Consider the following 23,816-nt stretch of genomic DNA (forward strand, 5'->3'; position numbering starts at 1 on the left):
TGCCAGCCACCGGGCCCACGCCCGCGGGGCGGCGCGTGCACCAGCAGCTGCTTAGTAGGCAGTTGGGCCGCGCTTGGGCCGCCGCTTCTTGGTTTCCAGACCCTCAGCTGACCCCGGCGCCTACTGCCTCGCCTACCGTGCGGGCGGTGTGGGGCCCTGAATATGGGCAGTTCACCCCGGAGAGTCAGGCCGCCTTCTGGCGCGCGGAATTCACCGTCACGCCCCAATCCGACCGGATGGGCTACCGGCTGGTGGGGCCACCACTACGGCGCCATACCGACCTGGAAATTCTCTCCTCGGCCGTTACCTTCGGCACGGTGCAGGTGCCGGCGGCGGGCAGCCCCATTGTGCTGCTGGCCGACCACCAAACCACCGGGGGCTACCCCCGCTTGGCGCAGGTTATCACCGCCGATTTTGGCAAGCTGGCCCAGGTGCCGCCGGGCGGGCACCTACACTTTCAGGAAGTCAGCCTTGCCGAGGCTCACTACTGGTATCTGCACCAAGAAAAAACCCTTCTGCACCTCCAACGGGGCCTCGCCCTGCTTTCCTCTCGATGAACCAACTCTACGCCGTTGACCTGAACTGTGACATGGGAGAAAGCTTCGGCGCCTACTCCCTGGGCCACGACGAAGCCATTCTGCCCTTCGTCACCTCCGCCAACATTGCCTGTGGCTACCACGCCGGCGACCCCGCCGTGATGAAGCGCACCGTGCGCCTGGCCCTGCGCCACGGCGTAGCCATTGGGGCCCACCCCGGCCTGCCCGATTTGGTAGGTTTCGGCCGCCGCGACATGGCTATTTCTCCGGAAGAGGCGTACGACATAACGGTGTACCAACTGGGGGCCCTGGCCGCTTTTGCGCACGCCGAAGGTGGCACCGTACACCACGTAAAGCCCCACGGCGCCCTCTACAATATGGCGGCGGTAAACCCGGCGCTGGCGGAAGCCCTGGCCGAAGCCGTGTACCGGGTGCAGCCCACGGCCGCCCTTTATGGACTGGCCGGCAGCGCCCTCATTGGTGCGGGTCAGAAGCTGGGCCTCGCTACCGCCCAGGAGGTTTTTGCCGACCGCACGTACCAAGCCGACGGCACCCTCACGCCCCGACGCCACCCCAATGCCCTCCTTACCGACCCCGCCGCGGCCATTGCCCAAGTGTGCGCATGGTACGGGAAGGACGGGTACGCGCCCAATCCGGCGAGGACGTAACCATACAAGCCGAAACCGTGTGCATTCACGGCGACGGCGCGCACGCCCTGAAGTTTGCTCAGCAAATTAGGGCCACCCTGCAGCAGGAAGGTATTATGGTGCGGGTCCATCAGCCTGTTTCGGCGTGAGGCCCGGGCGCAATTGGGGCGTACTACTCGGCGCCGCCTTCCTGATGGCTACCTCGGCCGTGGGACCTGGTTTCCTAACCCAAACCACCGTTTTTACCCAGTCTTTGGGGGCTAGCTTCGGCTTCGTCATTCTCACCTCTATTCTAATGGATATCGGGGTGCAGCTGAATATCTGGCGGGTTATTGCCGTATCTGAAATGCGGGCCCCAGACATTGCCAACCGCGTGTTGCCGGGCCTGGGCGGCTTCATCTCCACCCTTATTGTGCTGGGGGGCTTGGCCTTCAACGTTGGTAACGTCGGCGGGGCCGGCCTGGGGTTGGAGGTACTCACGGGGCTGCCTGTAACGGTCTGCGCTGGGCTGGCCGCGGTAATGGCCATTGCCATCTTTCTGGTACGCGAGGCCGGAACCCTCATGGACCGTTTTGCCCAGCTGATGGGCCTAGTAATGATTGGCGCCATTATTTATGTGGCCGTTATTACCAGTCCGCCGGCGGCAGAAGCAGCCCTGCGCACTATTGCCCCCACCACCGTCGACTTCACGGCCATTATCACGCTCGTGGGCGGCACGGTGGGCGGCTACATCACGTTTTCCGGCGGCCACCGCCTACTCGACGCCGGCGTGAAAGGCTCCGCGGCCCTGCCCCAGGTTACGCAAAGCGCCATTATGGGCGTGTCGGTGGCTTCCCTGATTCGGATGCTTCTCTTTCTGGCCACGCTGGGGGTAGTAAGCCAAGGCGCCGCTATCGACGCTGGCAACCCCACGGCTCGGTATTTGAGCTAGCGGCCGGCCAGGTGGGCTACAAGCTGTTTGGGGTGGTGATGTTTGCGGCGGCCATTACGTCCATCATTGGCTCGGCCTACACGTCCATTTCCTTTCTTAAGTCGATGCTGCCCAAGGTAGCCGCTCACGAAAACGGCTGGATTATTGGCTTCATTGTCTTATCTACCTCGTATTCATCACCATCGGCAAGCCAGTGAGTCTGCTGGTATGGGCCGGGGCGCTGAACGGGTTCATCCTGCCTATCACCCTCGGCACCCTACTCATAGCCGCTTACCGTCCCAGCGTGGTAGGTACCTACCGACACCCGTTCACGCTGGCTGCCTTCGGGGTGCTAGTAGTCCTGATTATGACCTATATGAGCGGCAGCGTACTAGTGGAGCAACTGGCCACGCTGTTTCGATAAGAGCGGCTGAAGAGTAGAAACCAACCTGCCCCGTCAAATAAGCGCGGAGTAGGTTCGTCAACCGTGGTTGAAGGCTACTTGCTGCTACCTGCCCCAACCGTTTCGAGCCTCTTTTCCTTACCATTACGAAGTAGTATGAAGCTTCTCTCCCGCCTACTTACCGGCTTCTGCCCCCTACTAGCCCTGGGCTGCGCCAGCCACCAGACGCAAACTCCCTACGACTTGGTTATCACGCATGCCAACGTAGTAGACGTGGAAACCGGACAGGTGCGCCCCAACCAAACGCTGGCAATTACGGCGGGACAAATTCGGCGGCTGGAAAATACGAGCCGGACGTTGGCCGCTACGCGCACTATTGATGCCCAGGGTAAGTACCTGATTCCCGGGCTTTGGGACATGCACGTGCATTTTCGGGGCGGCGATTCGCTGACTACGGCCAACCGCAACTTGCTGCCGCTTTACTTAGCCCATGGCATCACCACGGTACGCGACGCGGGCGGCGACCTGACCCCAGCCCTCTTCGCCTGGCGCGAACAAATCAGGGCCGGGCGGCTGGCAGGCCCTACCATTTACACCTCAGGGCCCAAAATCGACGGGCCGAAAGCCTTCTGGGCTGGCTCACTAGAAGTAGAAACACCGGCTCAGATAGAGCAGGCGCTGGATTCTTTGCAGCGCCTGCGGGTAGACTATGTAAAGATCTACGAGAGCACCATTTCCCGCGAGGCTTTCCTGAACACCATTTCGGCGGCCGAAAAACGCGGGCTCACAACCACCGGGCACATGCCCTACTCGGCCACGCTAGGCGAAGCCTCTGACCGCGGCCTGGACGCTACCGAGCACTTGTACTACGTATTCAAGGCCTGCTCAGCTAAGGAAGACAGCATCACGCAGGCCGTACAAAACAGCCTACGCACGGCGAAGCCCCTCGGCCTGTTTGCGGTACTGCCCACCGTATACCGCACCTACGACCCGGCCGCGGCGGCGCGCATCTACCGCACCCTGGTGAAAAACAAAACGGCCGTGGTGCCCACCCTCTACATTCAGAAGCTACTGGCGGAGCTGCCAGAAACCGACCACTCCCGCGACACGCTGCTGGCGTACATCGACCCTAAAATCCAGGCTACCTACGCCCGCCGCCTGGCCGGAGCCCGGGCGCAGTCGGCCGCTACCCGCGCCTTCAATAAGCAACTCGGGGCGAAGTTTACCGCTCTGGTACCGGCCATGCAGCAAGCTGGCGTCGTGTTGCTGGCGGGGTCCGACAGTGGGGCATCGAACTCCTACGTGTACCCCGGCACCTCCCTACTGGGCGAGTTGGAACTCCTGGTACAGGCGGGCCTCTCGCCAGTGCAGGCCCTGCAAGCTGCTACCATCAACGGTGCCCGCTTCCTCAAAGCGGACCAGCATGCGGGTACCATCCGGGCGGGCAACGACGCGGATTTGGTTTTGCTGGAACAGAACCCACTGGCCAACATCCGCAGCCTTCGCCAGATCAACACAGTAATTGCCCACGGCCAAGTCTACACCGCCGCCGATTTACGCCGGATGCTGCTGGCGGTGAAGCACTAACTTTCGAGCGGCAAAACTCATCCTACATCTCACGCCATGCCTATTCGTGAAATTCTTCAGCTAGGCCACCCCGTACTGCGCCAGATAGCCCAGCCCGTACCTGACCCCACCGCGCCAGCCGTGGCTACCCTTGTAACTGACCTGACGGATACCGTAGGCCATTGGCGCGCCACTACCGGCTACGGCCGGGCTATTGCGGCGCCTCAGATTGGCGAGCTGCAGCGCGTGATTCTGCTGCACCTGCCGGGCCGTCCGGTGTGGCCGCTTATCAACCCCACCATCATCAACCATAGCCCTGAGAAGATGGTGGTCTGGGACGCCTGCCTGTCTTTTCTCTCCATTTTCATGCAGGTAGAGCGCTACGAGTGGATAACCGTGCGCTATCAGGACCAGCAAGGCCAGTGGCACGAAACCCATGCCGGCCGCGAAGATGACCTAGCCGAGCTGCTCCAGCACGAAATTGACCACCTCGACGGCATCTTGTCCATTGACCGCATGGTAGACGTGAAGTCGCTCTGTTCCCGCGAGGAGTTTGAGCGCCAGCACCGCGACGATAGTCCGTATGCGCAAAAGTGAAATAGTGAGGCGGTGAATTTGTGGTGTCCCAGGCCCTACTACACGTCATCTTGACGTAGAAAGGATCTTACCAAGCTGAACAAGTGGCTGCGCGCTACGTGCTCACGTGACAAGACCTTAGCCCCACCATCTTTAGGTTTACAAGCTCAGGATGACGTGCGGTTTGGGGCGTACAAGCTGCTTCAAGTTGCGTCCTGTACCTTTGGGCTAATGGCCAATATATATTACCCCTTCGTTGTTTACGACCTGCAAGAGCAGGCCACCCCAGAACGCCAGTACCGCATTGTGGTGGATCTGTCTGATATGGACGATTACTACACGGTGTTTGAGCGGTACGGCTTCAGCGGCAGTGGCGCCTCCTGGGCTGAGCACATTGAAACAATCGTAGAGGAACACGCCCCAGAGCTGCTCGACCATATCGAGCTGGCTGGTGAAGGTGAAATCTTCCGCGCCTACACCGATAGTCGCGCCAGTGCCCAGCAATTCCTGCACCTTGTTCACCCCTTCTTCGGCGACCTAGGCAGCCTGAGCAAGCACCTCAGTCAAGCCGACCCCGGCGACTTTTTTGAGTAGAGGCAGATGCGCATACAACTCCTCTTTATCTATCGCGTTTTCAGTCAATTAGAAAGAAAAAAAGCAAGAGCTAATTTTGAGTTTGATGGAGCAGGTAACCTAGATATCTTCCGCAAGCAAGCTCTACATGATCATTCTGCTAGTAAGTAACACAAACAAAAGGGAGGCCTGGGCCTCCCTTTTTTGTTTGTGTTACTTAAAACTCCTTACATCCATCATCCCAATCGGGGCGCCGTCGGGCATGGGGAGTGCGGGGGCGGGCTGGAACTTCTCGGGGGCTTCTTCGAACTGGCGGATAGTGCGGAGGGCGGCGAAGGCAGTAGCCCGGCGGCCTTCGTCCTTGGCCGATTTTTGCTCTTTTTCAAGCTGCTTTTTCAGCTCCTCCACCTTCAGCGCGGCTAGCGCTTTCACGTTCACAGGAGTCTGGGGGGCGGCGGCCAGGGCCAGCATCTTGTGCAGAGTGAGGGCATTAACCAGGCGCTGCAACTCGCCGGCGTAGCCGGTTTCGGGCTTACTGCGCCAGGTAGTGGCCAGGAGTTTATCCAGCACGGCGGCCAAGCCCGGTTGGTCTTGATGGCGAGCGTGGTACTCTTCCAGACGGGCGGCGCGCTGGGGGTTCAGCAGGAACTCCAGGGTAGTAGCCGCCGCCGATTCGGCCGCACTGGTGGGGTCGAAGGTGAGGCCGGTGCGGCTGGGGAAGGTTTCGCGGGAGCGGCCGTAGTTCACGGGGCGGGGCGGAATTTTCGCTAGTAGCTCTTCGGAGAGGGCCAGTTCCCGAGGCGAAATGGTGCGCATCAGAGCATCAAATGCCTTCCACTGCTCGGCGGGCTCCACAAACTTGGTGATGGTTTGGCCGTCGCCTTTCACGGCGTAGGTATAATACAGCCCCCCGATTTCCTTAGAAGCGGCTTCTACCTGATAGCGCTGCAGTAGGTACATGGGCACCAGCACCTCTTCCAGCATGGCCATGGGTTGGCCGGGTGCCAAGGCTTTTTCGGAGAAGCGGGCCAGCAGCTTCTGCCGGATGTCCAGGAGGCGGTTTAGCTCATCAGCCGCGTTGGGGCCATCATCCCAGAGGTGGGCCGTGGGGTGGGCCCCACCGGCGGCGCGGGCGTCAGCATCGGAGATGAACACGTAGCCATCGGCCAGGGTCTGCCGCATAATGGCTTGCAGGCCCGCTTTCTCGTCGGCTTTCGGACCGAAATCCTGGTAGCCGTAGAGGATGGCGCGCTTGTCCCAGCTACCAATTCCTACCCCGTAGGCTTCGCTCAGATCAATGCTGCCATCGGGGCGCATGGTGATGCGGGGCATGGGGTAGTCCATCACCGACGACCGTTCCTTGGTGCTAGCCGAATAGTTGTGGTACAAGCCCAGGGTGTGGCCCACCTCATGGGCGGCCAGCTGGCGCAGGCGGGCCACGCCCATTTTCAGCATTTCCGGGCTGGTAGGCTTGCCGTCCTCGTAGGGTTGCAACAGGCCCTCGGCAATCAGGAAATCTTGGCGCACCCGCAACGAGCCCAGCGACACCTGCCCCTTTATGATCTCGCCGGTGCGGGGGTCTACAATGCTGGCGCCGTAGGACCAGCCCCGAGTAGAGCGGTGCACCCACTGAATCAGGTTGTAACGAATGTCCATGGGGTCAGCGTCCTCGGGCAGGAGTTTCACCTGAAAAGCATTCTTGTAGCCCGCCGCTTCAAACGCCTGGTTCCACCACGCAGCACCTTCCATGAGCGCCGAGCGCACGGGTTCGGGGGCGCCCCGGTCGAGGTAGTACACAATGGGCTCCACGGCTTCACTGACGGCAGCCGTGGGGTCTTTTTTCTGGAGCCGGTGCCGCACGAGTTGCCGCTGCATAATGGGCTGGTCGATGGGCGTGGCGTAGTCCATGTACTCGTTGGCGAAGTAGCCGGCCCGCGGGTCGAAGGCGCGGGGCTGGTACTGGGCATCGGGGAGCTGAATGAAGGAGTGGTGCATGTGCACCGTCACGGCGTTGGGGTCGGGCGTCACCGACTGGATTTCACGGCCCTTGGCCTTGCCAGTGAGGGTAATAACGGCCTCAAACTCGGAGTTCTGCGGAAACGACTTGGTGTTGGGCAGAAACACGGCCGAGCGGGTTTCCTCCGCCTTATAGGCCCCTTGTTTCAGTTCCTCCAGCTTGTCGCCTATCTGGTGGGAGTCGCGCAGCAAAAACGGCGTCAGGTCCACTAGTACCTTGTTGCCTTCCTGGGCTTCGGCCTTAAACCCCCAGATAACCGACTGCGCAAACGCTTGCTCCACGGACTTTCGCTCGTCGGCATTCTGGCTCACGGCGCGGAAGTCGTAGTTGGGTTGGAGCAGCAGAATTTTGGGGCCGCTTTTCACAAACTTCACAATGCGCGTCTGCCCAATCTGGCCGCGGTCCAGGCCCAGATCATTGGAGCCCACCCCATTGGGCAACGTACTGACGTAGAGAATCTCCTGATCGAGCTTGTCAATTTCCAGCAGAATACGACCACCCTTCTCGTCCCAGTAAAAGGGGAAGAAGCCGGCAAACTTCTGCAAGCCTTTAGTTTTCTCAGCCAGGGTTTGGGCCGAGGTTAGATGGGAACTGAGCAGCAGAGAGCCAACTAGTAAACAGTAAATTTTCTTCATGCAGTGGAAAGGTTGAGGTCGGCTTAAGGTAGAAAGGGTAGCGCGTTATGCACCATAAAGACGCGGAAAGTTTTCCGCAGGACGCTCGCAAAGCGCACTGCTGACCGAGTGGCACCCCTACTCAGGTAACCCCACGCAAGTGAGCACGGGTAACTGAGTAAGAGAGCTAGTTTTCTAGCTTCTGGCGCTGAACTGCGAGCATTTGCGGAATATGCTGTTACTTGGATGCTCCTCCCCTTCTTATGTCCTTACTTCCTGTGTCTTCCTCCTCTGCTGCCCGCTGGAAATTAGTGCTCGGCTCGCCCGCCGATGCGGCCAATGAAATTCCTCTGTCGCCAGACTACGGGCAGATGGATGAGGTACTGACCCAGCTCTACGATAATGACGGGGAGCGGCGGGCGGGCCTGGGCGGCTCCGCGCCTAAGGTTAGCTGCTGGCTGGGCGACATCCGCACGTACTTCCCATCGTCGGTGGTGGCCGTGATGCAGCAGGATGCCATGGACCGCCTGGGTCTGCACCAGCTGCTGCTGGAACCCGAAATTCTGCGCACCGTGCAGGCCGATGTGCATTTGGTAGGCACCCTCCTGTCCTTGAGCCGGGTGATGCCGCAGAAGATCAAGCACACGGCCCGCGAGGTAGTACTAAAAGTGGTGCGCGAGTTGGAACAGAAGCTGGCCAACCCGTTGCGCCAGGCCGTGCAGGGGGCCCTAAGCCGGGCCGTGCGCAACCCCCGCCCCCGCTACGCCGAAATCAACTGGGCCGCTACCATCCGGGCTAACCTAAAGCACTATCAGCCAGCCTACAAAACGGTAGTACCGGAAAAGCTTATTGGCTACGGGCGGCGCGGGCAGGCACTCAAGGAGATTGTGCTGTGCGTGGACCAGAGCGGCTCCATGGCGTCGTCGGTGGTTTACGCGGGCGTATTTGGGGCCGTGCTGGCGTCCATCAAGGCCGTGAAAACGCACATGGTAGTCTTTGATACGGCCGTGGTAAACCTGAGCGAGAACCTCCAAGACCCGGTGGATCTGCTATTTGGAGTGCAGCTTGGCGGGGGCACCGACATCAACCTGGCCCTCACCTACTGCCAGCAACTTATTACGCGCCCCACCGATACCATCCTGGTGCTTATAAGTGACTTGTACGAAGGTGGCAACGAGCGGGAGATGCTCAAACGGGCCGCTACCCTAAAAGCGGCTGGGGTGAGCATGGTGGCCCTGCTGGCCCTCTCCGACGACGGGGCCCCCAGCTTCGACCGACGCATGGCTGAACAGTTGGCCGCCCTAGGTATTCCCAGCTTTGCCTGCACGCCGGGCCAGTTTCCGGCGTTGATGGCCGCCGCCATTCAAGGGCAGAAGCTCCAGGTATAGCCCCGCACGTCTGGCTGCCGCCCCGCTCTTGCCCGAAACCACCTAGCTTAGAAAGAACCGTAGCAGTTGCCTATGACACGCATCCTGAGTCTTGTTTTTCTGCTCCTGACGGTTAATGCCTTGTTGTTGAAGTCTGATAATCAACCGCCAACTGCATCGCGCGTGACTACGCTGTTTGATTTCGGATGGCGCTTTTACCGGGGTGCTGCCCAGGGTGCCGAGGCTCCTAACTACCGCGACGCCAGCTGGCGCGCCATCGACCTCCCCCACGATTGGAGCAGTGAAGACGTGCCGGGCACTAACTCACCGTTCAGCGCCAAGGCCATCAGCCAAGTTAGCGGAGGCTTCACTACGGGCGGCACGGGCTGGTACCGCAAAACGTTTGTAGTTCCCGAGTCTCAGCGCGGGCAGCGCATTCAGCTTCAGTTCGACGGGGTGTACATGAACGCGGAGGTGTGGCTCAACGGGCAGCGCCTGGGCGCCCACCCCTATGGCTACACCAGCTTCTGGTACGATGTTACCGACAAAGTGCAGTTCGGGGCCAACAACGTGCTGGCTGTGCAGGTCCGCAACGAAGGGCAAAACAGCCGCTGGTACTCTGGCTCGGGCATCTACCGGCACGTGTGGCTCCGGGTGCTGGCGCCCGTACACATCGAACCGTGGGGCACCTACCTTACCACGCCCACGGTTACGGCGGCCACGGCCCAGGTGAAGGCCGAAACGCAGGTGCGCAACGAGGCAACCCAGCCGGCTACCCTCACTGTGGTTACGTCCCTGCGCAGCCCGGCGGGCCAACAAGTAGCGCGCCTCGAAACAAAGCAAACGCTAACGGCTGGCAGCAACGCCCGTGTTCAGCAAACCCTCAGCGTGCCGTCGCCGGCTTTATGGTCGGTAGATACGCCCGTGCTCTATACTGCCCGCACGCAGGTGTTTCGGGGCCCGCAGCTCCTAGACCAGGTAGAAACGTCCTTCGGCATCCGCACGGTTTCGTTCGACCCCCAACAGGGTTTGCGCCTGAACGGCCAGGCGCTCAAACTCAAAGGAGGCTGCATTCACCACGATAATGGACCCCTCGGAGCGAAAGCATACGACCGGGCGGAGGAGCGTAAAATCGAACTTCTGAAGGCCAGTGGCTACAATGCTATCCGCTGCTCGCACAATCCGCCATCCCCGGCTCTGCTGGATGCCTGCGACCGGCTGGGGATGCTCGTCATTGACGAGGCCTTCGACATGTGGCGGGAAGCCAAAAACCCCGAGGACTACCACCGTTACTTTGCTGCCTGGTGGCAGCGGGATGTGGCCAGCATGGTCCTGCGCGACCGAAACCACCCTTCCATTATTTTGTGGAGCCTGGGCAATGAAATTCCGGAGCGCGGCAAGCCGGAGGGAGTAGCAACGGCTAAGGAGCTGGCTTCCTACGTGCGCAAGCTCGACGCCACCCGGCCCATTACGGCCGCCGTCAATGGCCTCGGCCCCGATAAGGACCCCTACTTTGCCGTGCTGGATGTGGCGGGCTACAACTACGCCACGGCCGGCGACCATCACCAGGCCGACATTTACGGGCAGGACCATGCCCGCTTGCCCAAGCGTATCATGTACGGGTCGGAGTCGTACCCGCTGGAAGCCTTCGGCAGCTGGATGGCCGTCAGAGACAAGCCGTACGTAGTGGGCGACTTCGTGTGGACAGCGGTTGACTATATTGGGGAGGCCAGCATTGGGTGGCTGGGCTACATGCAAAAGCCCGAGTTTTACCCCTGGAATCTTGCTTTTTGCGGGGACATAGACATTTGCGGCTGGAAACGGCCCCAGTCGTACTACCGGGATGCGCTGTGGAAGGAAAATCAGGTTTCCTTGTTTGTGCAGGCCCCTACGCTTTCCTTTCCTACCAACCCTAAGAAAGAAGAGTGGAGCAAGTGGGAATGGCACGATGTGCTAGCCGACTGGACCTGGCCCGGGCAGGAAGGCAAACCCCTAACTGTGGAAGTGTACTCGTCTTGCGAGCAAGTAGAGCTAGTGCTTAATAACCAGAGCCTGGGCATCAAGCCCACCAATCGGTCTACCCATTACACGGCGACCTGGTCGGTACCCTATCAGGCGGGTGAACTCAAGGCCATTGGCCACACTGGCGGGCAGTCGGTAGGCAGCGCCACCTTGCGCACGGCTACCCCACCAACTCGCCTCGCCCTCAAAGCCGACCGTACCGAGTTGCGTGCCGATGGGCAGGACCTCAGCTACATTACTGTTGAACTTGTTGATGAGCAAGGCACTCGCCATCCAAAAGCACAGTTCCCGCTCACGTTTGAGGTCACGGGCCCCGGCGTAATAGTCGGTGTTGGCAATGCCAACCCAACCAGCACCGAAAGCTACCAAAGTCCCCAGCGCACTACCTGGCAGGGGCGGGCATTGGTGGTAGTAAAAGCAACTCGGCAGCCCGGCACCATTACTCTTCGAGCCCAGGGCCAAGCGTTGCCCGCCGCCTCCATAGCACTAGAATCGCGCTAGGACGGTTTTAAGCATTTCAAATTGCCAATCAGATTACTACTTCTCCATAGTAGCAAGATTGGAGTAGCCGCATGCAACGAGCCCGGTGCGTTACGGGCTCTTGCTACTACTCTATGCATACTATCTATTTTTGGCTGCTGTGCAGTGGACTGGTTCCCGCACCAAGCACTGCTACTCCTGATTCGCTAACCCCGCGGGAAGCCCACAACCTTACGGCTCTTGCCCAGGCAGCTGGCGCCGTGAAGTACTTCTATCCCAATCGTCATACGGCACGCCTGAGCTGGGAGACCATGCTGGTGCGCAGTATTCCCGTAGTGCGCCGCGCCCGCACCGATGCGGCCCTGGCCGCTACTCTTGATAGTGCGTTGCGGCTAGTAGCGCCCGAAACGCGCCTAGTAGCCAATGCACGGCCAGTGCCGGTTGTGGCTCAACCCCTCGTGGCGGGTTCTTACTACCATTGGGAGCACCAGGGCCTGGGGCTCGACAAAGCCGGCCTGCCCATCGTGCGCGTTATGTTTCGGTTAGCGGGGCTGCCGTATGCTAGCAGCATGCCCCAGGTATCGGCGGCGGCGGCCGAGCAGCGCTACCCCGGGTCTGTGCGCCAGTACAGCGCTATGCTTACGGATTCCATTAGCTTGTGCTTTCCCTTGGTGCTTTCGGCAGCTCAGCACCGCCAGCGTCTGCCCTGGCGCTCGGGGTCCCGGGTGCGCCGGCTGGAACCCGAGCATATGGCCCAGCGCCTGGCCACCATCATGCTCACGTGGAACATCATCCAGCATTTTTACCCCTACCGCGCCCTGCTAGACAGCGCCCGATGGTCGGCCCATGCCCTACCTGCCGCCCTGCACCAAGCCGCCCGGGCCCGCACCCAAGCCGACTTGCTCCGGACCTGCCGCCAGCTGTTGGCCCGCCTTCCCGACCGCCACGTGCGCATTAGCCCCAAAACCCGCACCGGCCTTTCCATTGTGCCGCCGCCCTGGGCCCTGCGCTTCACCCTGGTTGATAGCCTGGTCGTCGTGCGCCAGTCGCCCGCTGCGTTGCGGCCTTTGTTGGCGCCGGGCACTATTGTTACGCACGTAGACGGCCAGCCGGTACGCCAACTGATTCACCAGCTCGCCAGTACTATTCCGGCTACTTCGGGGGCGGTAGCGCGGCACCTGGCGGCTGAGGCTCTAGTAGGCCACCTAGCCGCTAGGGCTCCCACGAGCCTGTTCACAGTACGAGCTACGGAAGGGCCAGTCTGGCAGCAGGTTGTAGCATTCCGCGAGGTGCGCGGCAGCCTGTATCATCAACTGCCCGCTGTGCGTGAGGTAGAGCCCGGCCTGTACTATTTGGATGCGGCACGCCTGCGCTACTCGGATTTCCAGCAGGCTATGTCCCGATTACAAAAGGCCCGCGGCGTGGTGGTAGATATGCGCCAGCGCCCTACGTACGACATGCTGCGGATACTGCCCCACTTTTCCGCTACTGCCCTGCGACCTGACAGCACAGCTACGCCCCGGTTGCGGCAGCCAAACTTTCAGCAGGCGTTTCTTCAGGGTGCTACGGGGCGCCCTATTCCGGCCCAACAGCCTTATTTGCAGGCCCCGACAATCTTTTTGGTAGGACCCGATACCTACAGCTATGGCGAAACCCTAGCGGAACTCGTGCGCCGCCATCGGCTGGGGCTGCTGGTAGGGCAGCGGACGGGCGGTACCAACGGCGAAATGAACATGGCTTCCGTGGGGCGCAGCTACCACTTAAGCTGGACGGGCCGGCAACTAATCCCCCGGGGCGACGCCTACCAAGGTAGCGGCCTTGCCCCCGACCTTTGGGCGACGCCTACCCTGGCCCAGCTTACTCAGGAGCAGGATGCCGAACTGCTGCTGGCGCTAACGTGGCTTCGGCAACACGCCCGCTGAGCAAGGCTTCCGCCTTCTGCTTCAGCGTTTATCAGTTACATTAGGCAACCAGACCTCCTTATGCGTTGCCTCCTATGACACCTCCTGCTACTGCCACGCCAGCCCTAAAGAAAGTGCTGCGCCCCCTGCATCTGTGGGCCATTGCCGTGGGGCTCGTTATTTCAGGCGAGTACTTTGGGTGGAACTACGGCTGGGCGGTGGCCGGCCCCGTGGGCTTTCTGCTAGCTACCCTGCTGATTACGGTACTCTACGTCACGTTCATCTTCAGCTTCACCGAGCTTACAACGGCTATTCCGCACGCGGGCGGCCCGTTTGCTTACTCCTACCGCGCCTTTGGGCCCCTAGGCGGGCTGGTGACGGGGTACGCTACACTGGTAGAATTTCTGTTTGCGCCCCCGGCCATTGCCCTGGCCTTGGGAAGCTACGGGCACTTTTTGCATCCGCAGGTGCCGGTGCTAGCCACCGCCCTGGGCTGCTACGTAGTATTTATTGGCATCAACCTGCTAGGCATCAAAGAGTCGGCGCGGTTTTCCCTGGTGGTTACGCTGCTGGCCGTAGCGGAACTGGTTGTGTACATGGGACTGGTAGCACCGCACTTCAAGACCAGCAACTTCCTGAGTCATCCAGTGCCGCTGGGCGCGGCGGGCATCTTCGCGGCCTTGCCCTTTGCCATCTGGTTCTACCTGGCCATTGAAGGCGTAGCCATGGTAGCCGAAGAAGTGCAAGACCCGCGGCGCACCATTCCTAAGGGCTACCTCTACGGCTTGGGTACGCTGGTGGTGCTGGCGCTGGGGGTAATGATACTCACCGCAGGCGTCACGGACTGGCGCCGCCTCAGCACCATTGACTATCCCTTGCCCGAGGCCCTGGGGGTAGTACTAGGCCGGCAGAGCCGCTGGACGCAGTTTTTTGCCAGCATCGGCCTATTTGGGTTAGTTGCTTCCTTTCATGGCACCATCATCGGCTACTCGCGGCAGGTATTTGCGCTGGCCCGCAGTGGCTACCTGCCGGGCTTTCTGGCCCAGGTGAACCCGCGGTTTCGCACGCCCCACTGGGCCTTGGCGGCGGGGGGCCTGATAGGCGCGGGGGCCCTGCTCACGGGTACCACGGCGCAGGTTATTATTCTTTCGGTGCTGGGCGCCGTGGTGATGTATGGCATGAGCTTGCTGAGCCTGTTTGCGCTGCGCCGCAAGGAGCCTCGGCTGGAGCGCCCCTTCACCGCGCCCTTCTACCCCTACGTACCACTGCTCGCCCTAGCCCTCACGCTGCTGAGCCTGGGCGCCATAGTGTACTACAACTGGTGGCTGAGTGTGCTGTTTTTTGCCGGGTTGGGTGGGGTGCTGGGCGTATTCTTGCTGTTGGGGCGCCACCGGCAGCCGGTAGCAGAAGATACCCTGCTTACCCCCACCGATTTGCTATAGCTGCCTGCTACCTCGGTTTGGTTGCACTGGCTTAGAGTGCTTTTTATCGTCTCAGGTTCTATTTCTGCTTTGTTTCGCTATGTCCTACCGCCACACCATTCGCCAGCGGGTATACGAGTTTCCTGACCTGAAAACGCTGCTGGCAAAAGCCTCCCCTCTGCGCTCAGGAGACGTACTAGCGGGCCTAGCCGCCGAAACTTACGAGGAGCGCGTGGCTGCCCAGCTCACACTGGCCGACGTGCCCCTGCGCAACTTCCTCCACGAAGCCCTCATTCCCTACGAGCAGGACGAAGTCACCCGCCTTATTATGGATACCCACGATGCCGCAGCTTTTGCCCCCATCAGCCACTTCACGGTGGGGCAGCTACGCGACTGGCTGCTGGCCGAAGCTACCGACACCGCCGTTTTACAAGGCCTGGCCCCCGGGCTAACGCCTGAAATGGTAGCGGCCGTGAGCAAGCTCCTGCGCAACCAAGACCTGATTGCCCTGGCCCGCAAGTGCGAGGTAGTGACGCAGTTCCGCAACACCTTAGGGCTGCGTGGGCACCTAGCTACCCGCCTCCAGCCCAACCACCCCACCGACGACGCCCGCGGCATTGCGGCCAGCTTAGTAGATGGCCTGCTCTACGGCAGCGGCGACGCCGTGCTGGGCATCAACCCCGCCACCGACAACCCACGGGTAGTACGCAACCTGCTTGAGATGCTCGACGCCGTGCGGGAGCAGTACCAGATTCCTACCCAAACCTGCGTGCTTAGCCACGTCACCACCACCCTACAACTTATTGAGCAGGGTGCCCCCGTTGACCTCGCCTTTCAGTCCATTGGCGGTACGGAGCTACCAACGCCAGCTTCGGCGTGCACCTAGGGCTTCTGCAGGAAGCCTATGAGGCGGCCCTGAGCCTGCACCGCGGCACCCTGGGCCAGAACGTTATGTACTTTGAAACGGGCCAGGGCAGCGCCCTTTCGGCCGGGGCTCACCACGGCTCGATCAGCAAACCTGCGAGGCCCGCGCCTACGCCGTAGCCCGCCATTTCAAGCCCCTGCTGGTCAATTCGGTGGTGGGTTTCATCGGCCCGGAGTACCTCTACGACGGCAAGCAAATCGTTCGGGCGGGGCTGGAAGACCACTTCTGCGGCAAGCTCCTGGGGCTACCCATGGGCGTAGACGTATGCTACACCAACCACGCCGAAGCCGACCAAGACGACATGGATACCCTGCTGACAATGCTGGGCGTGGCGGGCTGCACGTTCATCATGGGCATCCCCGGCGCCGACGACATCATGCTGGGCTACCAGTCTACTTCCTTTCACGATGCCCTCTACCTGCGCCACACCCTTGGCCTGCGCCCCGCCCCAGAGTTTGAGGCTTGGCTACAGCAGCAGGGTATCTTCAACGAAGGCGGTCAGCTATTACCCGCGCCGGAAAAGCATCGGTTGCTAACCCAGGTAAGCGGCTAACCTAACGCCCTGCACGCCCCTGTAAGAAAACCACTTGCACAGCACAAGAAGGCCTAACCCGTCCGATATGTCAGATACGCCAACCCCACTGCCCGAAAACCCAGCGCCGGACCCCTGGTTAGGGCTGCGTAGGTACACCGCTGCCCGCATTGCCTTGGGCCGCACGGCACTAGCGTGCCGCTACGGGAGTTGCTAGCGTTCCGGCTGGCGCACGCGCACGCTCGAGACGCAGTGTACTCGCTGCTGGAAACGGAACGGCTACTTGGAGAGCTAGAAGAGTTCAAGCTTCCCGTATACCATGTACGCAGCCAGGCCGAAAACCGCTCCCAGTACCTCCAACGACCCGATTTAGGCCGCACACTCCACGAAGATTCTAGCCTCGCCCTGCAAGACAGTGCCCCCGCCTCCTCGGATGTAGCCCTTGTTTTGGCCGATGGGTTGTCGGCTACGGCGCTCAACCAGCACGCCCTGCCCCTGCTGCGCCTGCTAGTGCCCCGGTTGCAGCAGGCGAGCTTTCAGCTGGCCCCGCTTACGGTAGCCGAGCAGGCTCGGGTAGCGCTGAGCGATGAGATTGGCGCTGCCCTGCACGCCCAACTAGTCCTAATCCTGATTGGCGAGCGGCCCGGCCTCAGCTCTCCCGACAGCTGGGTGCCTACTTCACCTATGGTCCCCGGCCCGGCCTCACCGATGATGCACGCAACTGCGTTTCCAACATCCGCCCGGAAGGCTTATCCTACCCCGCCGCGGCCGAAAAGCTGTTTCTACTAATCCAGGAATCTCTACGGCGACAACTGTCGGGCGTGAAGCTCAAGGATGAAACCGGACTCTTAGAGTAATATAGCTTGGAGTAGTATAGCTTGCCCGGCGTAGCTGTTGTAAGGAGGACCGGCAGCTCATCTCACCGCCACAACCACCTGCTCTACTAAGCCGAGGCATAGTGAGTGAAACAGGTGATTGTAGCGGCAAGATGAGCTGCTGGCTAACCCTGTAATACTTGTTCAATTTGGCTCAGCTCGTCCTCGCCGAAGTGCAGGTTATTCAGACAACGCAAGGAATCCGAAAGCTGATCGGGCTTGCTGGCGCCGATGAGCACGGAGGTGATGCGCTCATCGCGCAGAATCCAGGACAGGGCCATCTGGGCGAGGCTCTGGCCGCGCTCCTGTGCTAGGCTGTTGAGTTGCTGCACCTGGGTAAGGCGCTCCGGCGTAAGCTGGTTTTCGGTGAGGAAGCCTACCCCTTTGGCCACGCGGGAGTCCTCAGGAATGCCGTGCAGGTATTTATTGGTGAGGAGGCCCTGAGCCAGGGGCGAAAAGGGTATACACCCTACCCCTTCCTCGCCCAGCAAGTCCAGCAAACCGCCTTCCACCCACCGCTCAAACATCGAGTATTTGGGCTGGTGAATAAGGCAAGGTGTGCCCAGCTCCCGCAGAATGCGCAGGGCTTCGGCGGCCTCGGTGGGCTGGTAGTTGCTAATGCCCACGTACAAGGCCTTGCCCTGCCGCACTACCTGGTCGAGGGCACTCATGGTTTCTTCTAGGGGCGTGTCGGGGTCGGGGCGGTGGGAGTAGAAGATGTCCACGTAGTCCAGCTTCATACGCTTCAGGCTCTGGTCGAGGCTGGAAATAAGATATTTGCGGGAGCCCCACTCGCCGTAGGGCCCTTCCCACATATGGTAGCCAGCTTTGGTGGAGATGATAAGCTCGTCGCGGTAGCCGCGGAAATCCTCCTTCAGGATGCGCCCGAAGTTAGTTTCGGCCGAGCCGGGCGGCGGGCCGTAGTTGTTGGCCAAGTCGAAGTGCGTCACGCCGCTGTCGAAGGCCCGGTGCAGGATGGCGCGGAAGTTACTGAGTACGTCCACGTCGCCGAAGTTGTGCCAGAGACCCAGCGACACGGCTGGGAGCTTTAAGCCACTCCGGCCGCAGCGGCGGTAGACCATATCGGTATAGCGGGTAGGATTTGGTTGGTAGGGCATGGTTGGAAGGAGTAGATAGTGTTAGGGCAGCAAGTACGCAGGAACCTAGATATACTCCGTACGGTGTCCGCGGTTTTTGCGCCGGCCATCCTAACTTTTCCCGACCTTTTGTCCGGCAACCCGCCCGGCCTCGGGCTCCTACCCCCCTTCCTTTCGCCTCACCCGCCCGATGAGCACCCTGATTCCGACCTACCGGCTGCAATACTTCGCCCGCCCCGACGAGGATACGGCGGACGTGTTTTTCCTTGATGAGCACACCCATACCGGCGGCCCACCCCTCGGGGTGCCGTACCGGGGCAATTACTACAAGATTGGAATCTGCCTGCGGGGCACCGCGGAGCTGAAGGCCAACCTGGAAACCTACGCCATCGGACCCGGCAGCCTTATGCTGATTACGCCCCACATCATCAAAGAGTGGACATCTTTTTCCGCTGACCACGACAGCCTGTCGGTTTTCTTTACCCCGGAATTCATCACCACCCGCAACCACATTCCCATTGACCATTTTCAGTTCCTAGAGAATGCCACCCGGCATGTGTTGCCGCTCACGGTCATTGAGGCAGCCAGCATTACGGCGTCGTTGCGCCTGCTACAGCAGAAGTTTCAGGCCCCGGCCGCCTACCGCAACCAGGTCATCAAAAGCCTGATTAACAGTCTACTCTTTGAGGTAGTCGGCCTCTACAATCAGCAGCAGGCGGCACTCCAGACCACGCAAACGCGTAGCCAACTGCTCACGGCCGAGTTCAAGCACCTGGTAAATGCCCACAGCACCGCCGAGCGTAGCGTGAAATTCTACGCTGACCACCTGTGCATCACGCCCAAGCACCTCACCGAAATCGTAAAGCAAACCACCGGCAAAACCGCCGGTGAGTGGATTGAGGAAGCTGTAATGCTGGAAGCCAAGGCCCTGCTGCAAAATCGGCAGCTCACCGTCGCTCAGGTAGCCGATCTGCTGCACTTCGCCGATCATTCGGCCTTCAGCCGATTTTTCCGCAACAGCCTCGGCCTCTCCCCCACAGCGTATAAGCAGGCTAGCTGAGTAGTGTGAGTATACACTGCAAATCATCGCCAGAGAGCTAGTTCTCCTCCTTACTTGATGCGCAACATCATTGCAGGAGCGGAACTAGCTTTCTAGCTTGTACATAAAGCGTCTAGGGCTCAGGAGGCGCCCGTTTTCCGCCTTTTAGCCCAACCTTCCCGCCTTTTCGCTCTTTCTGGCGGCCTGCCCACGGAGCACCTTTGTGGTGTATCCGTAACCCATTTTCTCGTTTCCTATGATTCTGATAACCGGCGCTACCGGCCACATCGGCTCCGTTGTTCTGGAGCAGCTTCTGCGCAAGCTCTCCGCCCACCAGCTCGCCGCCCTGGTGCGCGACGAAATAAAAGCCGCTCACTTGCAAGCCCAGGGCATCACCATCCGGGTAGGCGACTACCGCGACCCGGCCTCCCTGGAGCGGGCCATGCAGGGCATTAGTACAGTGCTGCTCGTATCCGGCGGGGGCGATGAAGACGGCCTGCAGCAGCACTACAACGTGGTGGATGCCGCCAAAAAAGCCGGCGTGCGGTGCCTGGCCTACACCAGTCGCGCCCTCCAGAACCCGGCCCCCCTCACCAACCAGCTCATGGTGCGCCACTTCCAGACGGAAGACTACATCCGAGCTAGTGGCCTCTCCTACCTGCTATTCCGCAACATCTTGTACATGGACACACTGCCGCAGTTCGTGGGCCCCCAGGTGTTTGAAAAGGGCATTCAACTCCCGGCCGGCCAGGGCCGCGTGGCCTTCGCCCTCCGCCGCGACATGGGCGAGGCCATTGCCAACGTCCTCGCCGACGACTCCTGCCAGAACCGCATTTTCACCTTCACCGGCGCCGCTACGTATTCCTTCACTGATGTAGCCCAGGCCCTGAGCGAGCTGTCCGGCCGACCCGTGGAGTACACGCCCATTGAAGAGCAAGAGTTTATGTCCCGCCTACGTGCCCAGGGTCTGCCGGCGGTAGCCGTAGAGCGCATCACCGGCTTCCTCACCGACATCAAAAACGACCAGGAATCCACCGTCACCACCGAGCTGGCCGACTGGCTGGGCCGCCCGCCTACCCCACTACGGGAGGGAATAAAGGAAATTTTCAAAGTATAATCGGGTGTTTCACTGCCCGAAAGCCCGGCTATACGGTCGGGCTTTCGGGCAGTTGGTTGGTAGCCGGTTTGGCTGATAACCGCCATATTGCCCTCCGCTACTACCCCTTATCTTCCGCCAAGCCCTCTCCCAACCATATGTCCCTGCAACCCCGCTCCATGAGGCCTTTCATCGGGGCCAAAGATTTTGCCGTGTCGCGCAGCTTCTACCGCACCCTCGGCTTCACGGAAACCGTGCTGTCGCCGGCCATGTGTTATTTTGCGCGGCAGGGCGTGGGCTTTTACCTGCAGGATTTCTACGTGCCGGACTGGATTGACAACACCATGCTCTTTCTGGAAGTGGAGGATGTGGAACAGTACTGGCAGGAGCTGATGGCGCTGGATTTGCCCGGTCAGTACGAGGGTGTGCGGGTGCTACCTATCCGGCAGGAGGCCTGGGGCAAGGAAGGATTCGTGAACGACCCCTCCGGGATTCTCTGGCACATTGGGGAGTTCAATAAACAGTAGTAACGTTCCTTCCTGCCGCCACCGACAGCGTAGTATGTTGCTTATGAAGCTGTTTTTTGTTTTTGCTTTGCTGCTGCCCCCCTGCTAGCTTCAGTCAGAATCCTTTGCAGAATAGGGAGCAGTTGGGGGCGGTACGCTGCAGTTAAGGCATCAAGCTCTTCATCCTCCTTCTGCAAAGCGCTGGCCTCCCACTGCTAACGCTCCTCTCCCAACGGGAAGTCCATGATTTGGGAGTGATATGCTTCTACTATCCCCAACTCGTCAGCTGTCAGAGGCTTAATCCAGTGCTGTTTCAACCAATACAAACTGGTATGCAGACGCAGTATGCCCAAGGGCAACCCTACTTGATTGGTGATAATTGAGCGAGACGCCGAAATAAGTTTCTTGAGTAGAGTGCCTGATTTTGGAGGATTAGGCATGTTTTCTCAGGTAGCTCCTGGCAAATAGGATGTAAGCTGCCAAAGTTAAATTTCTCCCCGACCTTCGGCCACCTTATTGCTGTTTTCGTTGTTATCAACGAATCCCAAACACCCAAATCTGTTGGCTGAACAACCTACCTATACTGATCCTTACGCCCTGGAAAAAGAGCTGCGCAAGGTGCAGGCCCTCATGAAGCTCGAGCAGCAGGAGGACCTGGAGCAATTCAAAATTAAGAGCGCCCAATCGACCATTGCCGAGCGCCAAAAGCGGGGCCTGACCTGGTACCCGGTCAAAATCACGAAGGAAGACATTGGCTTCGGCGGTAAGCTTGTCATTGAGCTGGAACGACCGGTAGGCGCGGGCGGGCTCCACCTGTTTCAGGTGGGCAAGAATGCCGCCTTGTTTGGCAATATACCCGGCCGCTCGGGCTCCGACCGCCCCACACTTAGCGGCGTCATCACCAGCGTAAAGCGCAACAAGATCCTGCTAGCCACGACCAAGGAGGACCTCCCCGATTGGATTGACGAGGGCAAGCTGGGCGTGGACCTGACCTTCGATGAGGTGAGCTACCGCGAGATGGAGTATGCACTGGGTAAGGTGATGGGCGCCTACGACTCCCGCCTGGCCGAGCTGCGCGACGTACTGCTGGGGGCCAAGCCGGCCCGCTTCAAGCCCGAAAACGAAGCCACCCTGTACTACCCCTCGCCCCTGAACGACTCTCAGCTGGCGGCGGTGCGCCACGTGCTAGCCGCCCAGGACGTAGCCATCATTCACGGCCCGCCCGGCACCGGCAAAACTACTACCCTGGTGCAGGCCATTCTGGAAACCATCCGGCGCGAACGGCGGGTATTGGTGTGCGCCCCCAGCAATACGGCCGTAGATTTGCTCACCGAAAAGCTGGCCGAGCGCGGCGTCAACGTCATTCGCATGGGCAACCCCTCGCGGGTGTCGGATTTGCTGCTTCAGCATACGCTGGACGCGCAAATCATGAACCACAAGAGCTACGCCGAGCTGAAAAGCATGCGCCAGACGGCGGAGCAGTACCGCGAGCAAGCGGGCAAATTCAAGCGTCACTTTGGCTGGGAGGAGCGGGAGCAGCGCCGCCATTTAAAAGAGCAGGCTCACTTGCTGCTGCAGGAATCAGACCAGCTGGAGCGCTACATCACGGAGGATCTGCTGGAGCAGGTGCAGGTGATTACGTGCACCTTGGTGGGGGCCGGCAACCGCGCCATTCGTCACCTCACCTACGAAACAGTGTTCATTGACGAGGCCGCGCAGGCCCTGGAGCCGGGGTGCTGGATTCCGATTACTAAGGCCAACCGTGTGGTGCTGGCTGGCGACCACCAGCAGCTGCCGCCTACCGTCAAGAGCGAAAAAGCCGCTAGCGAGGGCTTGCGCGAGACCTTATTTGAGAAGTGCATTAAGCGCCAGCCCGACACGGCCCGCATGCTGGAAACCCAGTACCGTATGCACGAGCAGATTATGGAATTTAGCTCGGAGCAGTTCTACGGCGGTCGGCTTAAGGCAGCGCCCAGCGTGGCCCACGCCGACCTACCCGACTACGACCTGCGCTTCGCCCCTGATATGCCGGTTGAGTTTTTGGATACGGCTGGCTTTGGCTTCCAGGAGCTAGGCATTGAGGAAAGTCGCTCCATTGCCAACCCAGAGGAAGCCGATTTGCTTCTGAAGCGCCTTTCGCAGCTGCTAGAGCCCTACGACCAGGCCGACCACACCGAGGACCTGCTGACTATTGGCGTCATTGCTCCCTACCGCGCCCAGATCAACTACCTTAAAGACGCGGTGGAAGACAACGACGAGCTAGTAGCCTGATGGAGCACCGCATGCTGAGCATTGGCACCGTTGACTCCTTCCAAGGCCAGGAGCGCGACATCATTGCCATTACTCTCACCCGTAGTAACCCCCAGGGGGAAATTGGCTTCCTCTCCGACATCCGTCGCATGAACGTGGGCATGACCCGTGCCCGCCGCAAGCTGCTGATTGTGGGCGACTCTAGCACGCTGGGCTCCCACCCGTTCTACAAAGCATTTCTCGACTACGTGGAAAGCATTGGGGCCTACCGCACGGCCTGGGAAATGCAGTAGCCCCCGCTCCAAGAAGATGAAACCAACACCAGACAAGAGCCCGTACTAGCTAGTGCGGGCTCTTGTGTTAAAAAGGCAGATGGTCCTCATCTGCCTACCAAGGCGCAGGTAGTGTTGCTACTATCGAGTGCTGAGTGAAGTAGTCAGAGAATTCCTGCTACAGTAGGCCC

18 protein-coding genes and 4 pseudogenes are annotated in these 23,816 nt (G+C 60.3%); 19 read left to right on the top strand and 3 right to left on the bottom strand.

Annotated features, from left to right (window positions below; genetic code table 11):
• The 8 genes and pseudogenes from VI25_RS02660 to VI25_RS02685 all read left to right on the top strand — a co-directional run.
• Positions 1-557, top strand: a pseudogene (locus VI25_RS02660) (KipI antagonist); the annotation flags it as partial.
• 32 nt (positions 558-589) lie between these two features.
• Positions 590-1,332, top strand: a pseudogene (locus tag VI25_RS02665) (LamB/YcsF family protein).
• The gene (locus VI25_RS02670) at positions 1,329-2,114 is read left to right on the top strand and encodes an NRAMP family divalent metal transporter (protein ID WP_316934243.1); all 786 of its coding nucleotides are present in this window, start codon (positions 1,329-1,331) and stop codon (positions 2,112-2,114) included. Before VI25_RS02665 ends, VI25_RS02670 begins: the two are co-directional and overlap by 4 nt.
• A gap of 11 nt (positions 2,115-2,125) precedes the next feature.
• A complete protein-coding gene (locus VI25_RS28230; protein ID WP_316934244.1) occupies positions 2,126-2,311 on the top strand; it encodes a hypothetical protein in 186 nt (61 codons plus the stop codon).
• Entirely contained in the window at positions 2,308-2,517 is a 210-nt protein-coding gene (locus tag VI25_RS28235) for a hypothetical protein (protein ID WP_316934245.1), read from the top strand. Before VI25_RS28230 ends, VI25_RS28235 begins: the two co-directional genes overlap by 4 nt.
• Before the next feature lie 135 nt (positions 2,518-2,652).
• Positions 2,653-4,083 (top strand): amidohydrolase family protein, encoded by a 1,431-nt coding sequence (locus tag VI25_RS02675; RefSeq protein WP_045689499.1) that lies wholly within the window; start codon positions 2,653-2,655, stop codon positions 4,081-4,083.
• A 36-nt stretch (positions 4,084-4,119) separates the two neighbouring features.
• The gene (locus VI25_RS02680) at positions 4,120-4,659 is read left to right on the top strand and encodes a peptide deformylase (protein WP_045689498.1); all 540 of its coding nucleotides are present in this window, start codon (positions 4,120-4,122) and stop codon (positions 4,657-4,659) included.
• 210 nt (positions 4,660-4,869) lie between these two features.
• Positions 4,870-5,232, top strand: coding sequence for an Imm51 family immunity protein (locus VI25_RS02685; protein ID WP_045689497.1), 363 nt, complete (start codon positions 4,870-4,872; stop codon positions 5,230-5,232).
• Between the two features lie 192 nt (positions 5,233-5,424).
• Here the strand turns inward: VI25_RS02685 and VI25_RS02690 are convergent, their stop codons facing one another.
• Positions 5,425-7,863, bottom strand: coding sequence for a zinc-dependent metalloprotease (locus tag VI25_RS02690; RefSeq protein ID WP_045689496.1), 2,439 nt, complete (start codon positions 7,861-7,863; stop codon positions 5,425-5,427).
• A gap of 242 nt (positions 7,864-8,105) precedes the next feature.
• Between VI25_RS02690 and VI25_RS02695 the strand changes: the two genes are divergently transcribed.
• From VI25_RS02695 to eutC, 6 genes and pseudogenes are all read left to right on the top strand, one after another.
• Positions 8,106-9,230 (top strand): VWA domain-containing protein, encoded by a 1,125-nt coding sequence (locus VI25_RS02695; RefSeq protein WP_045689495.1) that lies wholly within the window; start codon positions 8,106-8,108, stop codon positions 9,228-9,230.
• A gap of 72 nt (positions 9,231-9,302) precedes the next feature.
• Positions 9,303-11,732, top strand: a complete 2,430-nt coding sequence (locus VI25_RS02700) for a glycoside hydrolase family 2 TIM barrel-domain containing protein (RefSeq protein WP_045689494.1) — start codon at positions 9,303-9,305, stop codon at positions 11,730-11,732.
• Between the two features lie 113 nt (positions 11,733-11,845).
• Entirely contained in the window at positions 11,846-13,633 is a 1,788-nt protein-coding gene (locus tag VI25_RS02705) for a S41 family peptidase (protein ID WP_045689493.1), read from the top strand.
• A 74-nt stretch (positions 13,634-13,707) separates the two neighbouring features.
• Positions 13,708-15,054 carry an ethanolamine permease gene (gene eat / locus VI25_RS02710; RefSeq protein ID WP_045689492.1) on the top strand — a complete coding sequence of 449 codons (1,347 nt, stop codon included), beginning with the start codon at positions 13,708-13,710 and terminating at the stop codon, positions 15,052-15,054.
• Positions 15,055-15,133: 79 nt separating this feature from the next.
• Positions 15,134-16,511, top strand: a pseudogene (locus tag VI25_RS02715) (ethanolamine ammonia-lyase subunit EutB).
• 174 nt (positions 16,512-16,685) lie between these two features.
• Positions 16,686-17,347, top strand: a pseudogene (gene eutC / locus VI25_RS02720) (ethanolamine ammonia-lyase subunit EutC).
• A 143-nt stretch (positions 17,348-17,490) separates the two neighbouring features.
• On the opposite strand, the gene mgrA reads toward eutC, so the two are convergent.
• Positions 17,491-18,483, bottom strand: a complete 993-nt coding sequence (gene mgrA / locus VI25_RS02725; RefSeq protein ID WP_045689491.1) for an L-glyceraldehyde 3-phosphate reductase — start codon at positions 18,481-18,483, stop codon at positions 17,491-17,493.
• A gap of 169 nt (positions 18,484-18,652) precedes the next feature.
• Between mgrA and VI25_RS02730 the strand changes: the two genes are divergently transcribed.
• The 3 genes from VI25_RS02730 to VI25_RS02740 all read left to right on the top strand — a co-directional run bounded on the left by VI25_RS02730 (position 18,653) and on the right by VI25_RS02740 (position 21,124).
• Positions 18,653-19,522, top strand: a complete 870-nt coding sequence (locus VI25_RS02730) for a helix-turn-helix domain-containing protein (RefSeq protein WP_052695375.1) — start codon at positions 18,653-18,655, stop codon at positions 19,520-19,522.
• A 235-nt stretch (positions 19,523-19,757) separates the two neighbouring features.
• Positions 19,758-20,618, top strand: a complete 861-nt coding sequence (locus VI25_RS02735) for an SDR family oxidoreductase (protein WP_045689490.1) — start codon at positions 19,758-19,760, stop codon at positions 20,616-20,618.
• A gap of 137 nt (positions 20,619-20,755) precedes the next feature.
• Positions 20,756-21,124 carry a VOC family protein gene (locus VI25_RS02740; RefSeq protein ID WP_045689504.1) on the top strand — a complete coding sequence of 123 codons (369 nt, stop codon included), beginning with the start codon at positions 20,756-20,758 and terminating at the stop codon, positions 21,122-21,124.
• A 194-nt stretch (positions 21,125-21,318) separates the two neighbouring features.
• Here VI25_RS02740 and VI25_RS02745 read toward each other — a convergent pair whose 3' ends face one another.
• Positions 21,319-21,543, bottom strand: a complete 225-nt coding sequence (locus VI25_RS02745; RefSeq protein WP_045689489.1) for a hypothetical protein — start codon at positions 21,541-21,543, stop codon at positions 21,319-21,321.
• 121 nt (positions 21,544-21,664) lie between these two features.
• Here VI25_RS02745 and VI25_RS02750 point away from each other — a divergent pair, with 121 nt between their 5' ends.
• Positions 21,665-23,374, top strand: a complete 1,710-nt coding sequence (locus tag VI25_RS02750; RefSeq protein WP_316934246.1) for an AAA domain-containing protein — start codon at positions 21,665-21,667, stop codon at positions 23,372-23,374.
• Entirely contained in the window at positions 23,374-23,646 is a 273-nt protein-coding gene (locus tag VI25_RS28240; protein ID WP_316934247.1) for a C-terminal helicase domain-containing protein, read from the top strand. The genes VI25_RS02750 and VI25_RS28240 overlap by 1 nt, the downstream gene beginning before the upstream one ends.
• The last annotated feature ends 170 nt before the right edge of the window (positions 23,647-23,816 follow it).

The organism is Hymenobacter sp. AT01-02, from assembly GCF_000961955.2.
Classification (GTDB): Bacteria; Bacteroidota; Bacteroidia; order Cytophagales; family Hymenobacteraceae; genus Hymenobacter; species Hymenobacter mucosus.

Bases quoted from the DNA above. Each gene is read 5' to 3' on its own strand.
- VI25_RS02695 (WP_045689495.1), top strand. From the start codon at position 8,106: ATGTCCTTACTTCCTGTGTCTTCCTCCTCTGCTGCCCGCTGGAAATTA.
- eat (WP_045689492.1), top strand. From the start codon at position 13,708: ATGACACCTCCTGCTACTGCCACGCCAGCCCTAAAGAAAGTGCTGCGC.
- VI25_RS02705 (WP_045689493.1), top strand. From the start codon at position 11,846: ATGCATACTATCTATTTTTGGCTGCTGTGCAGTGGACTGGTTCCCGCA.
- mgrA (WP_045689491.1), bottom strand. From the start codon at position 18,483: ATGCCCTACCAACCAAATCCTACCCGCTATACCGATATGGTCTACCGC.
- VI25_RS28240 (WP_316934247.1), top strand. From the start codon at position 23,374: ATGGAGCACCGCATGCTGAGCATTGGCACCGTTGACTCCTTCCAAGGC.
- VI25_RS02700 (WP_045689494.1), top strand. From the start codon at position 9,303: ATGACACGCATCCTGAGTCTTGTTTTTCTGCTCCTGACGGTTAATGCC.
- VI25_RS02740 (WP_045689504.1), top strand. From the start codon at position 20,756: ATGTCCCTGCAACCCCGCTCCATGAGGCCTTTCATCGGGGCCAAAGAT.
- VI25_RS02685 (WP_045689497.1), top strand. From the start codon at position 4,870: ATGGCCAATATATATTACCCCTTCGTTGTTTACGACCTGCAAGAGCAG.
- VI25_RS02690 (WP_045689496.1), bottom strand. From the start codon at position 7,863: ATGAAGAAAATTTACTGTTTACTAGTTGGCTCTCTGCTGCTCAGTTCC.
- VI25_RS02730 (WP_052695375.1), top strand. From the start codon at position 18,653: ATGAGCACCCTGATTCCGACCTACCGGCTGCAATACTTCGCCCGCCCC.
- VI25_RS02735 (WP_045689490.1), top strand. From the start codon at position 19,758: ATGATTCTGATAACCGGCGCTACCGGCCACATCGGCTCCGTTGTTCTG.
- VI25_RS02675 (WP_045689499.1), top strand. From the start codon at position 2,653: ATGAAGCTTCTCTCCCGCCTACTTACCGGCTTCTGCCCCCTACTAGCC.
- VI25_RS02680 (WP_045689498.1), top strand. From the start codon at position 4,120: ATGCCTATTCGTGAAATTCTTCAGCTAGGCCACCCCGTACTGCGCCAG.
- VI25_RS02745 (WP_045689489.1), bottom strand. From the start codon at position 21,543: ATGCCTAATCCTCCAAAATCAGGCACTCTACTCAAGAAACTTATTTCG.